This is a genomic window from Aquimarina amphilecti (assembly GCF_900109375.1).
Lineage (GTDB): Bacteria > Bacteroidota > Bacteroidia > Flavobacteriales > Flavobacteriaceae > Aquimarina > Aquimarina amphilecti.
Window position 1 is genome coordinate 185,774 of the sequence record NZ_FOAB01000003.1, and the last position, 15,644, is coordinate 201,417.

Sequence of the window (15,644 nt, forward strand, 5' to 3'; positions counted from 1 at the left end):
TTAATAATTTACCTGAAAAATTTGATTAGTTTTTCGATAAAACGAAATAATAACTGCTTAAATGCAATTTTTACTACAACATATTTATGATTCTTAAAAAGCTCATGTAACTACAAAAACCTTATAGCTCTGTTTTTATTTACTTACAAAAAAATACTTTTTTACAAGGTTTTTCATATTTTGTAATACAAGTTCTTTAGTCCACAACATCTTGTTATCACTCCATCGTTGGGGATGGAATGTAAACATTAATTGATCAGGCAACGAATCGGAAGCTTCTATAATTTCTGACGTTGTATGAAAAGTTCTATTAAATGATGTTTGCACCTTATCTCTGACACTAACCGCATGACCATCCCAACGACGACCTGTATCTGTGATGTAATAAACTTGTTCAAAATCTACATCGAAATAAGGCTCTGCAATAATCTCAAAATCTTTATAATTGTAAGTTTTCCAAAGATCCTTAGAGTCATACTTGGACATTGGACTACCGTGCATACAGATTGTCGTTACTGTAGCCAATTCACGAAGTGCCTTTAAGTTTTTACCAAAATCTTCTATCCCTTTTTTCAGATCTCCATTACAGGTTGTTAAGCATTCATAGTGATACCCTATTTCATGTCCTAACGAAGCTATTTGTTTGATAATATCTTCATCCCAACTTTGAGGAACCGCTCTAAAATAATATGTTCCTTTCACCCCTTTATCGGCTTGTATTTTTGCGAATTCTAAAGAGTTTTGAGGTAATAAATCAACATCATGTCTCAATACAATAGCTCTTTTATTAGGCTTGTTTATGAATTCTTCGAATGTCTGAAATGAATAGTCTTGATTAATTAATGACTGTAATAAGTCCTTATACTTTTTTACGGTAAAATCCATTAGCTAAAATTATGGTAATATTTTGGGTCGTTTTTCATAGTCTGGTGGCTTTGAGGAAAATTTTCCACAAACCATATTAAAAATGCAGTGACATCTATTTTATCTTTTAAAAGTTGTTCTCTCTTTTTTCCAAAAACCTCTTGAAGATTAGAAGTTTTTTCTAATTCTTTAATTTTCTCCATAACTCCTTCTCCTTTCTGAAAATTAAAAAGCAATCCATAATCTACCTGCTCATCAATAGTACCTGCCATAATACTATTTATATATATTGCAGGAGTACCTAAAATTGCACTTTCTGATGCCATCGTAGCACCTTCTCCAATGAACATCTCTGCAAAAGCCAATACATCATGCATTTTTTCTGGAGGTATTTTTATTTGATATTGTTTAAACTCATCAGGTAACTGACCTTCTGAAGAAATAAAAACTTTATATTTTTCATTTAAATGTTGAAGTAACTCTCTTTTCTCTGTCATAGTCAATCCAGACTGATTAACATCATGGCTTGCATTCCAAGACACAAATCGTAAAACAACGTAAGGAGCTTGTTCTGGTATACCCAAAGTGTCATAAACTTTAACATCTGAAGTGAAATAATTTGGATGTAAATATGCCAGCTCGTGATATCCTGCATATTCGATTTGCTTATCCCCCAGATCTTTATGAAAAGCTGTAGAAGTTAAAACACTTTTTGTAAACGGTAAATACAATTTAACTTGTTCCATATTCCCTGTATCCTCTAGCGATATATGAGGTTTTCTCAATATTGCTGCGGCATGAGCTGCATAAGGTGATCCATGACTCATAAACAAATCTGGTTTAAATTTGATCCCTTGTATAACCGTCAGGAAATCAAACTTTAATAATCCAAACATTTTTCCGGCTGTCGAATTATATTTTTTACCAAATGAGACAAATTCAAAACCTTCTGCTTTCATCAGTTCTATTTCGAACTCTTTTTGTCTACATGTAAATAAGAAAGTATGCCCTTTTTTCTGCATTTCTTTAGCAAAGTTCTTAAACAAATGCACATGACCTGGGTGACCTATATCGATAAGTATACGCATTTAAATACTTTTTAAAATTTTGACAGCTGTTTTTCCTACTTTATATAATAATGGTTGTGTGACATTAAGAAATCTACCGTGTTCAACCTGTTCGCCACCGAATTTAGATTTGAACTCTCTTACACCATAATCCTGATCGGGTTTTCCTGCTCCCATAAAATCAAACCGAGGGATATCATTTTTAACAGCGTAATCCATCGCTGCCCAAGTAGCTAATATACTAGGGTATATATTTTTATAAGCTCCATCTTTACCGCAGACAAACCATTCATAAATAACTTTGTTATCCAAAACGGGACATACAATTCCACCAAGTACTTCTTCTTTATATATTACCAAAAAAAACTTAGCAACCTTATCTTTCCACATTCTAATAAAATAATCCAAATTAGGTAATGGAGTTTTAACTTTGGTCTTATATAAATTCTCAAGAATCGCATAGTATGCTTCTATTTCCTTTTGATCTTGAGCTTCCTTTATCTCCGCTCCTTGTTTTAAACTCTTTTTAACTTGTCTTAGTTTACTACTGCTCATTCGTTTACGCATAACAGCCTCATCCTCACAGTCTAGATGAAAATTAAGATGTGGCACATACTCAAAACCTGCTTTTTTGAACACTTCTTTATAATCTCCATAATCATTTAAATTTCTCATCTCTACATATATTGCTTTCTTTTTAAGATAACTTACAGTATATGCCAATACTTCTAAAACATTCTTCTCTTCTGCATTTTCTGATATTATTGGGCCGCCATAAATAATCGCGCGACTGGTAAGGCCAGCTTTCACACCCTTTTCTTTTTGAATAATTCCCGAAAGAAAAACTACAATTTCCTTGTCTTTTTCTAAAGCAAAAGTAAAAACTTCAGTTCCTACAGATTCAAAAAAATGAAGTGCTACTTTAGATTGAAAAAAATTGGCCGTATTACATTTAGACAATTCTGTCCACTGTTTTTCTGATATATTATCTATATTGGATTGTATCATGTTTAGTTTCTTAAGCTTGAGCATTTTTATAAACATCAACTAATTGATGTGCAATTAGTTCCGAATCTAAATAATTAATATTCGCTCTTCCTTTGGTTTTATCCTCTAAATAGAGGGCTTCTTTTATTTTTTCTGAAATTTCATTGGGATCAAATTTTGTTACAAAACAGCCTTTAGTGGATGAAATAACTTGTTCTATATCCCCTACATTAACAGCCACGATTTTACAATTGCAAGCCATTGCTTCTTTAATCACATTTGGTGATCCCTCCCAAAGACTGGTTAATAAAATAACATCAGACGCATTAAAATAAAATGGCATTTTCTCATTAGGAATATCCACTAGTTTTTGTAATGTTACTTCATCATTTTCTATTAAGGAAAAAGCTTTCTCCGCCAATGCAAAATTTTTCTCAGGTCTATGAGGGTTCGCAGCAAATAAAATATGCTTCTTTTTAGAATCCCAACCTGTTTCTATTATTGCTTCTGATCTAGGGATCTGCTTAAACTTTTTAAAGTTTACTCCATTAGGAATAACATTGGCTTTCTTTAATCCTGAATCATCTTTCATGTCCTGAGATTTTACAATAACCTGCTTCCAAAATAACCAATTAAAAAATTTGATTACATATTTTAATATTGCTGATGCCTTTACGTCACTCCCCATTAATGAAACAATCAAGGGTTTTGCACCAGCTAAGGATGCAACAATAGCACTTAACGAGTAATGTGCGTGTACTACATCAAAATGTTTATTTTTTAGAAAACTATTTAACGTAAAAATGTTTTTAAAATACCCTATAACTCCTTTCCCTTTAATAGTAAAAAAAGTTACCTGATGGCCTAATTCCTTAATAGATTCTCCTTGATTTTTAGTCAATGAAGAAATACCGTTTTTAGAATTTCCGCTACTTACAAAAAGTATATTCATTTTGTTTACTACTTCAAAAAGGATATGATACTATCAACATATACTTTTTCGATTTCTAATTTTTCTTCCACAAAATCCCATCGCCCTCCTTTGTTAGAAAAATACCCTTTTGAGTATGGTATGCCTGCCGTTCCAAAGTACAGAGATTGAAACTCTATGATATAAAATTGTTTTCCATCATATGCTATATCAATAGAAAGGTGTGGTACATTTAATTTTCGGAAAACATCGAGTGCCACATCAAACATTCCTTCTGGTGCCTCAGCATCTAAGTCATATAAATAATTATCATATCCTCCACCACTTGCTTTAATACCTCTTCCCTTTAGTATCGGTCTTTTAAAAGTATATAGTCTATCTCCAAAAACATATACTTTCCAATCGTTTTTAAGGTTAGGAATAAAATCTTGCACAATAAACTTATCACGATAAATGGATTCTTTGATATACCCTTTATGTTTTAAAGTCCTACCATAATCTTTGGCATCTTCTAAATAGTTCCGTTTTTGACTACTTGCTTTTACTTTAGCAATTAATTCTTGCTTGCTTTTTACGAGGGCTACTCCTCTACCTGATGCTCCTTCTGATTCTTTAAAGACACATGGAAAAGAAAGTTCTTCTATCGATTTTTCAAGATCTGACATAGAACCAAAAATTCTTGATTTTAATGGAGGCCGCATATCACAGACTTCGCGCATTAACTCCATAAACACCTTGTTATTATTAGCTCTAAGGTGCTTATATTCCGGAAGTACTTTGGTTCCTACAAGTTCCAGTGCAAACACCACATCTTCTATATATGATTTATAGCGATATCCTATATCTTCTGAAGAAGTATAGATTACAGGTATATTTTTGAGATCTTCATCCTGAACAGATACCTCATTAAAGCATTTAAAAATTACCTCATAGCCTGAAGCTTTAAAATAACTTGATAATTTATTTTTATCCATACCACTGCGGTAAGGAGTATCAAAGTGCTTGGATCCAAATTTTTCTTTATAATCGGTAAGTGCTATAATTTTATTCATTAAGCAAATATTTATTTGATTGATTAGATTTTTGTTTTAGCGCACTTATAAGAGATATAGTCATCAATAAAGTATCTCTTTCTTTTTCATTTGTATAAGGGGAGAGTCTATCTAAAATATTGAGTATATATTTTTGATCTATCCATTCTGTTTCTTGGATTAGATTTTTAAAGTTATTATGTTGCGCTAAGGTTCCTGAAATAATTCCAAGGTTATCCAGGTTCGTTTGTTTAACTTTTCTTTTTAATCGCTTTTTAATAAATGGGAACAAAATATTGAATAAACCAAAAGGTTCTCTTACATCTTTTGGACGATATCCCTTTCCTGTTTTTTGATGATAAATTTGAGTATTGGTTTTTTTAATAATGTCCGCATATATGTACTGACCCTTCATCCTTTTCAAAGGGTTTTCTGTAAAAAAATCGTTGTTAGCACCTGCGTATTGTGTTTTTAGAAGTTCTTTTATGAAGGTATAATCCAAAAAAGGAGTTCTTACCTTGATATAGCTCATCTGGATATAAATCCACTGCCCAAAAAACTTCCTAAAAATCTCTTCAAACACAAACGTGTAGAATTGTTGGTTTGGTGTAAGGTCCTTCGGGATTGATTCTTTATAGTTAATTAATTCTTCTATTAATTCCTCTAATTCTTCGGCAAAATCTTCTCTATTAATAATCAATAAAGGCTTTGCTTTTAATATTCGATCTCTAATTTCATCTGCAGTAGTACTAGTGAAAATATCCACCAAAGCTTGTGAAGTTACAGCTCCGGTTAAATGTAATGCCCTGAACAATTCACTTCCTACGACTCCCGAAATAAGATATTTAGATTTTTTGGCTATTTCTTTAGTACTATACAAAAAATGTGAATAAATCAATCCGTTACCACTAGGGTATAAACTATTATATTCATTTGCATTTTCTATGTAATGTTTTTTAATATACTCCTTGCCCCCTAAGTCAAAATATTGATAAGGTATATTAATATCCTTAGCATTCTCTTTCGGTATTGCTACGTCCTCATTTTCTAGTTTTCCAAAAGAAAAAGTATTGAATTTTTTATCAAAATGTGTAGCGCAACTTACTAATGTTCGACCATCAAAACCACTAGTGAAAGCAATATCAAAAGTATCTTTCGGAAAATACTCTTTAGCAGTTTCTATGAATAATGCACTTATTTTATCCGCAGTTTTTGATCCTTTATAAGGTTCTTTAGTAAAAAGAGAAACCGTATCGAAATGTTTTTTAATCGTACTTTTTTCTTTAGTTAATTCTAAAAAACAATGACAAGGTGCTAGCTCTATTCCTTTATAAAGTGTTCTATTAAAGAATCCATAATTAAACAACAAACTCTCTAAAATGAACTTTTTGTCCATTTCGAATTTCTTATCTGATTTTTTACGGATATATTCTATTGAAGAGGATATATATTCAAAATCTGAGGTATGATAAAGAGGTAGAACATTTAGAAAACTGCTATATATTTTCAGGTGATTTTCTTCTATTACAATAGCATAAAAATTACCTTTCAATTTAGGAATTTGATTAACATCTATTGTAAACAATTGCTCTTTAGTCCCTATATAATCTCCAAAAACTAGTATTCTAACATCTCCTTCAAGATATTCTTCATACTTTTCTCCATCAATATTTAGATACCAAGCATCAGTTAATTTTAGTTGATGCTCCTTAGGCAATTTATCTTTTGATTTTGATATGATAAAATGATCCATCATTTATAAGAGTCCTCTGTTAGAAAGTTTAAATAAGTTCCACATTAAAATAGCTAGGAAAATGAAGCATAAGTATAGTTTCCAATGCATCATTTTTTTTAGATAATTTGTAAAAATCCCGTCTGCCATGAAAATGATTAAAAATGGTAATGCCAATACCTGAAATCTATCTTGAAATGAAATTCCAGAAATTGCTAGAATTAAAATATATCCTATGGAAAAGCTGGATATAAAAACAGACCCTTTATTTCTATGTTTTACAATCCTAAAAAGTCCAACAAAAACAAAAAAGTACAAACTGTTTCGTATGATCTCATTAAAAAAATGCGCATAGATTCCTAATTGAGCTTCTTCAAAATTTAATAAGGATGGAAATGGGGTAACAATTGCTCCGGCAATTAATAAAGGTGCTACAATCGCTTTAGTATAACTAATACCTCTCGATTGTGCCGCATATGACAGTTCGTTATCAAATTGATTTTGGCTAGCGGCAATAATAGTATCAACACTTTCCTTCATCCCTAATTGTTCCACAACAATATAGCTGCCATAGACCATTAAAACAGAAACACATATAGATAATATACGATAATTCTTTTTTCTAGTTTTTAGAAATATGATCTGCAGTAAAATACATATCAACAATAAAGGAGCCATTACCGTTCTAAAATATAACGTAATTGCTACCTGAAATACAATAAGTGCTAAAATAAGCCACTTAAACCTAGCATTGTGTACTAGTTTTATTATCAAATATCCAACATTGACAATAATAAACATCAAAAAGGTTTCTTTTAGCACCATACTACTAAACCACAACAGAGGCGGCATTAGCATCACTAGAATTCCAGATAATCTGGCTCGTTTTTCATCAAAAACATACTGCGTAATTTGATAAATCCTTATTGCTATCAAACTCCCTACAAGAATATTAAAGATTTTAACGACCAAAGGATACGCACCAAAAATATAATATAGAAAACCAATAATAACTGAGAAACCATAATCCGAAGCTCCTTTCCAAAACCCTGATAGTTCATTCTGAATGCTAATTCCCTTTTCAAGTGCTTGCTCTACCAATTCTCCCGAAATATGGTAATTTACAGAATCAATCGCACCAATTTCAAAAGGTAGACTATCCGCATCAAAAGACATCGTAAGCACATACATCGCAATTACCGCCAATGTTCTATATACGACACTATGTAAAAATAGTTTCTTTTTGAATTGTTTTGTAAATTCCCAACACTTTGCATATTGATATAAGGCTACAAAAAACAGAAATATAGTTCCTAATCCTCCTAATAGAATTAATAATGGCATCGTATACTCCGAAAACAACAATATGTGGAATAACAATACTACTATTGAAAATAGTATTGCAATACTTGAGTATGTTTTATTCCAGATCATAGCACTTTATAAGCTTTTAAGTAAGATTGATGAACTTGATTAATCGAATATTTCTTTGAAAAAGAATCTTTCGCATTTAATTTCAACAACTTTCTTTCCTCTTCTGATAACCGTAAAAAGGTTAAAACATTGTTACAAAATGATTCTATTGTAAAATCCTTTGTAATAAATCCATTATATCCATGATTAACTACATCCTTCATTCCTCCTGCAGGAGTAGAAATTACCGGAACTCCCAAGGATAAGGCTTCTAAAGCAACAATTGGCATTCCCTCTTCTGTAGAAACCACACATAAAGCATCTGCTTGTGTTATAAAATCAGCAGCATCATTCTGTACTCCAGAGAAAAAAATGTTTTCAGATATTCTTTTCTCTTCGCTTACGTTACCTACAATTAAACACTTGATTTGGGAGTACTTCATTTGTAAAATCTTACAGGCATCAATCAGTAATGAAACATTTTTAAATGGAGAATTATTAGCTATCATTAAAAATCTAAAATCCGTTTCCTTACATTTCAAACTTTGATTCCAATAATCTTTAACCTGCTGCTGACTTCTTAGTGGTTGATACCTTTGTATTCCGTTTTCTACATATGTAGTTTTTAATTTAGGAAAATTCAGTTTTAATTCTTCATAAATTGATCTTGACACACAAATGTGTAATACACTGTTATTTAAAAATCGTAACCTATTGCACAACCTCATAACTGGTTTCCAAATAGTAAAACTATTATGCATGGTATGCACATACTTATACTTCTTTCTTATGAATGATAATCCGTATACATAATATAGCGGATTGTGTAAATGGACATGAATTATATCGGGTTGTTCTATTTTTAAAATCCGATCTAATTCAATAAATTGAATACCGCTATACTTCTTTTTCCAATCAAGCTGAATCAACTTTATTCTAGCGTTAATTTTAGAAATATAATTATGATATGCATCTGATTGCCTAAGTACAACGACTATTATTTCATCAGTCTCAGATTGTTGGTTAGCGAATTGAACCACAAAATTCTCAGCACCACCTAAATTTAAAGTTGATATGATATGTATAACTCTCAAGATGCTTTTCCTATTTTCTTTCGGATAATAGATTTTATTTCTTCATATTCCTCAAATTTCAAAAGATGCGCGCAGACTATATATCCAATTCCTACAGTACATATTCCTAATACAAGATATAGTAATTGATCCTCTATAAAACTCCACAGAAAATAGCTCCCTGCAGTTAAAAATATACTAACAAAGGCATATTGTAACATATCTATTATTTGTTTGAAACCAGAATAACCAATATATTTTCCACTATAATAAGCATATGTAAAAAAGCCTATAAATGATACTATGACATATCCCACGGCGATTATTTCTATCCCAAAACTATAGGTGATACCCAATGTTATTACAATGAGGATATTATTAATAATTTCTAATTTTAAGAATAAATCAGAACGCCCTTTTGCATTAATAAAATTAGAGTTGATCGCATTGATAGGAAAAAATATAACTCCAATTGCCAAAATTTGAAGTAAAACAACTGTTGGCAACCATTTTTCTGTTAATAACACTAGTACTAGTGGATTTGCAAAAGCTATTAAAATAGTTATCATAGGAAAAAGAAGAAAGGAAGTTAACCGAACACTTCTTTTCATGATTTTCCTAACACGTTCATCATCTTCTATAACATCTACCAATATAGGAAATGTAACATTTTGCATGATCGTTGTTACTAATGTTGCGGGAATTTGCTTAAAAAGAGTAGCTCGGGTATAATACCCTAATTCTTCAGATTTGTATATTTTACCGATTACTACTAAATATATATTTTGAAAAGCAGCATATAATAATGTAGATGCTAAAATTTTTGATCCAAAATTAAATAGTTTTTTTAATGCGTTTATACTAAATATAAAGGATGGTCTCCAATCATTAAAAATCCAAAACAAGACTGAGGTAGCAAAATTTCTAGATAAATATTGCAACACCAATGACCATACTCCTAAGCCTGAGAGTGCACAACCAATCCCAACAAAAGCACCGATTAAGCCAGAAGTAATATTTACAATAGCTTGTGCCTTAAAATTGATTTTTTTAATCAAAATAGTTCTCTGAATGATCGCAAAAGATGAAACAATTACATTAAGGCCAACTACTTTAATAAGATCTATCAACAAAGGCTCTTCATAAAACCCAGCAATAAAAGGAGCTACTATATAAAGTATTCCATAAATACAGATACTTATCAAAAAATTAAAAAAGAAGGTTGTAGAATAATCTATCTGATTTGCTTCTTTTTTTTGGATCAGAGCTCTACTGAAACCACTTTCTACAATAGCCTGAGATACGGTTATAAAAATAGTGATCATTCCTATAAGTCCATAATCTTCAGGCAATAATAAACGGGCTAATACAATTCCAAAAACAAATTGTATCAACATCGTTGATGATTTATCTACGCCACTCCAGATTACTCCGCCAACAGCTTTTTTCTTGAGGCTGGTCACTTATCCAAATAATTTAAATGTTTAATCTATGAGATTAAACATTACTTTTTAAAAGTCCATCCTTAGTAGACTTTAGAAAAGGATGATAATCATTCTTTAATTCGGAAATAGAAGCATTTCGGATATCGTGAACAATTTCTATAGATTGTCTTGCATCTTTTAGTCCATAACCATTGCCATTTAGGATTGATTTGTAACTATTTGTATGCAATTCAGTAAATCCTCCACTAAATTCAATTTCTTCTCCATTTACGGTAATTGATCGGTAAGTTCTTTTCCCCTCTTTTTTAACCTTTTCAGGAATATTATTGTAATCAATAGATAAAAACCATCGTACTCTTGCTTTCTCAAATTCTAAATATCCTGCAGCCGTATCGTCGGTAAGTTTATGAACCACATTTTTAGTTACTTTACCAAATATCCATGATAACATGTCATAAAAATGCACTCCTATATTTGTTGCTATTCCTCCAGATTTAGAAACATCCCCTTTCCAAGAAGTATAATACCAATTTCCTCTAGAAGTTAGATATGTTAAGTCAATATCATATATTTTATCTTTTGGTCCTTGATCAACTTTCTTTTTTAAAGCAATAATACTTTCATGAATTCTAAGCTGCAAAATCGAATATACATTATGTTCTGATTCGTTTTCAATCTCTATCAGCTGATCCACATTCCAAGGATTTATAACTATTGGTTTTTCACAAATAGCATGTGCTCCTCTTCGTAATGCCATCCTTATATGAGAATCATGAAGGTAATTAGGAGTACAGATACTAACATAATCTAATGCTATATTTTTCCTCCTTTTTATTTTCTCTATATGCCTATCAAACCTTTCGAACTCCACAAAAAAATGAGCTTCCGGAAAATAACTATCCATAATTCCAACACTGTCGAATTTATCTAAGGCTGCGATTAAATTATTATTGGTATCCTTAATAGCTTTCAAATGACGGGGTGCGATATATCCTCCTACCCCTACAATAGCAAAGTTTTTGTTCATTTTTTTTGTTTTGAGACAGTTTTATTTTCTAATTTATATGTTTCGTTACTTTCTGGGCAAACAGACCATCCATTGGTATCAAAATTTAATCGATGTCCATATTCACTCATCCAACCTATTTGTTTTGCTGGATTACCAACTACTAGAGCATATGATTTAATAGTTTTTGTTACTACAGCACCTGCGCCTATAAAAGCATATGCTCCTATATCATGGCCGCATACAATGGTAGCATTCGCTCCAACAGAAGCACCTTTACCGATATGAGTTTTAGTATATTGCCCTCTCCTATTGACTGCACTTCTTGGGTTAATCACATTGGTAAATACGCAAGAAGGCCCCAGAAAAACATCATCATCACAGATCACTCCTGTATATACTGATACATTATTCTGAATTTTTACATTATTGCCAATAATCACTTCTGGAGATATCACTACATTTTGTCCTATATTACAATTTTCTCCAATTTGACTTGAAGACATTATATGAGAAAAATGCCATATTTTGGTTCCTTTACCAATGCTACAGTTATCATCCACGTAAGATGATTTATGCACAAAATATTCTTGGTCCATTTATTATTTAGTTAAAATCATCATCCTTAAGTCTTATAATAAAACCAAGGTTATATTGAATATAATTACTTCCTACTTTACTATTATCCACTGAAAAATTTCCAGTAACCTGTCCATTAAGACGTAAACTCTCAGTAATATAGTAATTAATACCTATACCAACATTAGCCGTTGTTGCCATTTCGCCATCATAAAATCCAACGCCAACGCCAGAACTCATATACCCTTCATACATTGCTCTATACTTATTAAGATATAGATTTGTTAGGTAATATTTAAACATTCCTTCTATTCCAAAAAAATTGGTATCCTCTCTTGCTATACTTCCATTTACATTTTTACCTTCCAAAAATCTATTAAAAGATCCAGCAACTTCAAAACCATAATCATTCTTAAATCTTTTCTCTATGACAATTCTAAATGGATTACTATAATTATAGTTGTCTTTAACATCAAAAACTCCATTAATTCCTTCTCCAGAATCATAAATCACATTTAATCCAAATCCAAGAATCCAAGGATTATCATCATCAAGATATGCTTGTGAGTTAACATCTATCGTCGTAAACATAAAAAAAAGACATAAGCATATGCTAACAACTTTCATCATACATTTTATTAATCATAACGTAAAGAGAACATTTATTCGTATACCTCCATAACATTTTACAGCTTTGGAATACACATATTTTTCATTACTCTGATAAGTTTATAGCAATTATTACAACCTAAATAGACAATCATCATCTGGTTATTTTTAATCACAATTTTTCCTATATATCACGAATTTTACAATTTTCAATCTTAATACTTCTATTGCGTATTTTAAAAAGTGCTTATTATCGATCAAAACGCAAAATTTTCGTTAACTGTAAAACAAAACTAGAATTACAAACTTCATTTTATAAAAAAACAGGTTACCAAAAGGCGACCTGTTTTCTCTATAAATGCTTTTAAAATTAATATGTTAAAAAATTCTATCTAATTTCAATTTTAGTAGTAAGGTTTTTGCCATCAATATTTAATTGAAGAATATATATCCCTGTTCCAAGTTGAGAAACATCAACTGTATTCACTGTATTCTTCTCTAAATTCTCTGAAGTCATTTGTTTTCCTATAATATCAAAAATTTGAACAGTTCCTTTATTATATAAAAAAGGAATTTGAATATTTACTTCGGATAATACAGGGTTCGGCCAAATTCGTGTATTACTTTCATTAAATTCATCTACAGAAAGTGTATTTCCTAATCCAATACCTGCACCTCCACTAGAAGTAAACACATATAACTCTAGCGCTTGATCTTCATTTCCCGATGAAGGTGTAAGCAAACCACTTGCTATAATTGTTATAGATTGCCCAATAAATCCTGATATATCCGCATTACTTTCATTAAGCACATTGGTTGTTCCTTCTTCTCTTACCTCCAAAACATAAGCTGTAGGATCTAATGTTTGGTATCCGTCAAAATCGGTATATGAAATATCATCAACTAATTCCGCTCCATTTGTAATTGCTGTTTCGAAAATATCTACTGATGGAGTATCTGGTGATCCGTGATGTACTAAAACATCTACTTTAGTATTATCATTAGCTGCTTGTCTTGCTAAATCATATATTTCGTAATTCAATGCACTAGCGCCAGAACCACTAACTAAACCATCTACCACAATAATATAATCGTTATTTTCATCTAGAGTTACTATTTCCGATAAAACTGGAATAGAAGTAGCAGCAGCATTAGCAGGTCTAACATCAATTTTGAGGTTAATTTTTGCAAACGTTTCGAAAAAAGGGCTCGCTACTCTAAAATTCACATCCTCAAATGTCAATACATTTTCTACATAAACATCTACTGGGCCAGCATCCGGACTATTATGAATCAACTGAACTGAAGCCTTAGGAACTGCAGGAATTTCTAATCCAACGCCACCTCCTCCAAGTGCACTAAACACGAATAATCCAAAATCAGCTCCATCACTATTTACCGTAGGATCTAAAAATCCACTAGCAACAAGTACAACTGCATCACCAGCTAAATTAACCCCTTCTAAATCGGTTAACGTGGCATCATAAGCTTCTATAGTTTCTACAGTAGCTTCATCAGTAACCTTTATAACATAATCAATAGAAGGCAATGATTTATATCTTCCATTAGTAGTTTCAGAATTATCTCTTCCAACAAAAGTTCCATAATCAGCACTATTAAAAATTGCTGGTGCTCCCGGCGCTGCCGCTCCATCAATAATATCAATCTCTGTTGGAGCATCCACTCCTCCGTGATGCAAAACAATATCCGTATTAGAAGCTCCATTTAATCCAGATTCTTGTCCAAAAGCATAACTAAAAACATCAAAAGGAATATTAGGTTCATATCCTGTGTCACTTACTATACCATCAGCAACCAAAATATATGTAAATCCATCTGCTAGGTTTAGTTGTTTGGTAAAAATAGGAGTACTATTATCCACTGCATCAGGAGCAGTAATATCAATTGTTAATGCCGTATCTGTTGGAACGGTTAAAAATGGAGAAGCTGTTCGAAACATTATGTTATCCAAAGAAGCATCTGGGATACTTCCATTTACATAAATATCTACCGTGGCGGCTGCCAAATCTGGTGAATTATGTATCACCTGAACTCTTGCTGTCTGAGCGATTGTGTAATTTCCTATTAACAGGAAAACAAACATAAATAGGTAAGTTGATTTTTTCATGGCTATGACGATTAATGTGTAATAATTTATTTAACACATTCAATTTAAGATATTTAAGAACCTTAAACATTCGAACATTTAATAAAATTTTACCAATGAAATGTTATAAAAAACCAAATTTTAGCAAACCTCTTTGGAGTTTACCAGTAGCGTATTTATCAGAAAAACAGGATCAAGCTAATATTATAAAATAAAAAAAAGACAAGCTAAATGCTTGTCTTTTTGAGTGACCCAGGAGGGATTCAAACCCCCAACCCTCAGAGCCGAAATCTGATGCGCTATTCAGTTGCGCCACTGGGCCTATTAAAAAATCTTAAGATAATTTAGCTTTTACAATGGTAGAGATTGTTTTCCCATCTGCTTTACCAGTTAATTGTCCTGACGCCATTCCCATTACTTTCCCCATATCTTTCATTCCTTCTGCACCAGTTTTAGCAATAATATCTACAATTACCTTTTCTATTTCTTCTTCACTCATTTGCTCAGGTAAAAATTGTTCAATTACCTTAGCTTGATCAATTTCTGGTTGTGCTAGATCATCCCTTCCTTGTTCAGTAAAAATAACAGCACTATCCTTACGTTGTTTCACTAATTTTTGCAGTAATTTCAACTCCTGATCTTCGCTTAATTCTTCTTTAGCTCCACTTTCTGTTTGAGCTAATAAAATAGCAGATTTAATAGCACGCAATGATGTTAAAGCATTAGTATCTTTAGCTTTCATTGCTTCTTTCATGGCAGTCATTACTTTCGCCTGTAAACTCATAACTAGTGGTTTTAAT

At 31.6% G+C, this 15,644-nt stretch carries 14 protein-coding genes and 1 tRNA gene; all 15 read right to left on the reverse strand.

Annotated elements, in window-relative coordinates:
* Positions 1 to 135: 135 nt before the first annotated feature.
* Positions 136 to 885 (reverse strand): polysaccharide deacetylase family protein, encoded by a 750-nt coding sequence (locus tag BMY33_RS08545; protein ID WP_091407534.1) that lies wholly within the window; start codon positions 883 to 885, stop codon positions 136 to 138.
* Positions 885 to 1,952 (reverse strand): DUF354 domain-containing protein, encoded by a 1,068-nt coding sequence (locus BMY33_RS08550; RefSeq protein ID WP_091407536.1) that lies wholly within the window; start codon positions 1,950 to 1,952, stop codon positions 885 to 887. Before BMY33_RS08550 ends, BMY33_RS08545 begins: the two co-directional genes overlap by 1 nt.
* The gene (locus tag BMY33_RS08555; protein ID WP_170837041.1) at positions 1,953 to 2,939 is read right to left on the reverse strand and encodes a lipid II:glycine glycyltransferase FemX; all 987 of its coding nucleotides are present in this window, start codon (positions 2,937 to 2,939) and stop codon (positions 1,953 to 1,955) included.
* A 10-nt stretch (positions 2,940 to 2,949) separates the two neighbouring features.
* Positions 2,950 to 3,870, reverse strand: a complete 921-nt coding sequence (locus BMY33_RS08560) for a glycosyltransferase family 4 protein (RefSeq protein WP_091407539.1) — start codon at positions 3,868 to 3,870, stop codon at positions 2,950 to 2,952.
* 8 nt (positions 3,871 to 3,878) lie between these two features.
* Positions 3,879 to 4,901 (reverse strand): ATP-grasp domain-containing protein, encoded by a 1,023-nt coding sequence (locus BMY33_RS08565; RefSeq protein ID WP_091407541.1) that lies wholly within the window; start codon positions 4,899 to 4,901, stop codon positions 3,879 to 3,881.
* Positions 4,894 to 6,633: a hypothetical protein gene (locus BMY33_RS08570; RefSeq protein ID WP_170837042.1), complete on the reverse strand. Its 1,740-nt coding sequence runs from the start codon at positions 6,631 to 6,633 to the stop codon at positions 4,894 to 4,896. The genes BMY33_RS08565 and BMY33_RS08570 overlap by 8 nt, the downstream gene beginning before the upstream one ends.
* A 3-nt stretch (positions 6,634 to 6,636) precedes the next feature.
* Complete coding sequence (locus BMY33_RS08575) at positions 6,637 to 8,046, reverse strand: glycosyltransferase family 39 protein (protein ID WP_091407545.1); 1,410 nt, start codon at positions 8,044 to 8,046, stop codon at positions 6,637 to 6,639.
* Positions 8,043 to 9,119 carry a glycosyltransferase gene (locus BMY33_RS08580; protein ID WP_091407546.1) on the reverse strand — a complete coding sequence of 359 codons (1,077 nt, stop codon included), beginning with the start codon at positions 9,117 to 9,119 and terminating at the stop codon, positions 8,043 to 8,045. Before BMY33_RS08580 ends, BMY33_RS08575 begins: the two co-directional genes overlap by 4 nt.
* A complete protein-coding gene (locus BMY33_RS08585) occupies positions 9,116 to 10,561 on the reverse strand; it encodes a lipopolysaccharide biosynthesis protein (protein ID WP_091407548.1) in 1,446 nt (481 codons plus the stop codon). The genes BMY33_RS08580 and BMY33_RS08585 overlap by 4 nt, the downstream gene beginning before the upstream one ends.
* A 34-nt stretch (positions 10,562 to 10,595) precedes the next feature.
* Positions 10,596 to 11,570: a Gfo/Idh/MocA family protein gene (locus BMY33_RS08590; RefSeq protein WP_027395894.1), complete on the reverse strand. Its 975-nt coding sequence runs from the start codon at positions 11,568 to 11,570 to the stop codon at positions 10,596 to 10,598.
* Positions 11,567 to 12,148 (reverse strand): acyltransferase, encoded by a 582-nt coding sequence (locus BMY33_RS08595; RefSeq protein ID WP_091407549.1) that lies wholly within the window; start codon positions 12,146 to 12,148, stop codon positions 11,567 to 11,569. Before BMY33_RS08595 ends, BMY33_RS08590 begins: the two co-directional genes overlap by 4 nt.
* A 7-nt stretch (positions 12,149 to 12,155) precedes the next feature.
* On the reverse strand, positions 12,156 to 12,719 hold the full coding sequence (locus tag BMY33_RS08600; RefSeq protein ID WP_091407551.1) for a hypothetical protein: 564 nt from the start codon (positions 12,717 to 12,719) through the stop codon (positions 12,156 to 12,158).
* A gap of 406 nt (positions 12,720 to 13,125) precedes the next feature.
* Complete coding sequence (locus BMY33_RS08605; RefSeq protein WP_091407553.1) at positions 13,126 to 14,865, reverse strand: DUF4397 domain-containing protein; 1,740 nt, start codon at positions 14,863 to 14,865, stop codon at positions 13,126 to 13,128.
* 227 nt (positions 14,866 to 15,092) lie between these two features.
* Positions 15,093 to 15,166: transfer RNA gene (locus BMY33_RS08610), tRNA-Arg, on the reverse strand.
* A 12-nt stretch (positions 15,167 to 15,178) separates the two neighbouring features.
* Entirely contained in the window at positions 15,179 to 15,628 is a 450-nt protein-coding gene (locus BMY33_RS08615; RefSeq protein ID WP_091407554.1) for a GatB/YqeY domain-containing protein, read from the reverse strand.
* Positions 15,629 to 15,644: the final 16 nt, after the last annotated feature.